The 502-nt window shown below is 38.4% G+C and carries 1 pseudogene and 1 other annotated feature; the pseudogene reads right to left on the bottom strand.

Features of this window, described 5'->3' with window-relative positions:
• Positions 1-8 precede the first annotated feature (8 nt).
• Positions 9-230 (bottom strand) — a binding site (T-box leader).
• Between the two features lie 54 nt (positions 231-284).
• Positions 285-502, bottom strand: a pseudogene (locus SB717_RS33550) (pyridoxal 5'-phosphate synthase glutaminase subunit PdxT); the annotation flags it as partial.

Raw genomic sequence — 502 nt, 5'->3', positions numbered from 1 at the left:
TCCCTATATAAAGGGACGGGAGTTAACCCGCGTTGCCACCCTAGTTGAAAGCATTACCACTTTCCTCTCAAGTAGAAATAACGGCTCTTCACCGGGAATGCTTACTAATCCAAAAGATGTTCCACATTCCATTCCAGGATGGATTCACAAACTGTTTCTATCGATTTCCACCAACCATCGACTCTCTATAAGAAACAACATTTGTTACTATTTCCTATCAACACGCTTATTTTATAAAATTGTTACCATCAATTTACTATAATCTTATACAAGTTGCAAGTTACTTATACAACTTTTTTCATTTTCGCTTCTTTTACCATTTCAACAAAGTATGCTGTTACACGATGATCATCTGTTAATTCCGGATGGAATGAAGCAGCTAAAAACTGACCTTGTCTTACCGCTACCATTCGGTCACCATGCTTAGAAAGCACTTCAACATTATCAGCTACTTCTACAACATACGGCGCACGGATAAATACACCAACGAAGTCTTCACCCA

It is taken from the genome of Priestia sp. SIMBA_032 (assembly GCF_046535215.1).
GTDB classification, from domain to species: domain Bacteria; phylum Bacillota; class Bacilli; order Bacillales; family Bacillaceae_H; genus Priestia; species Priestia aryabhattai.
The sequence above is the reverse complement of the archived record's forward strand: the minus strand, read 5'-3'. Positions and strand labels throughout refer to the sequence as shown.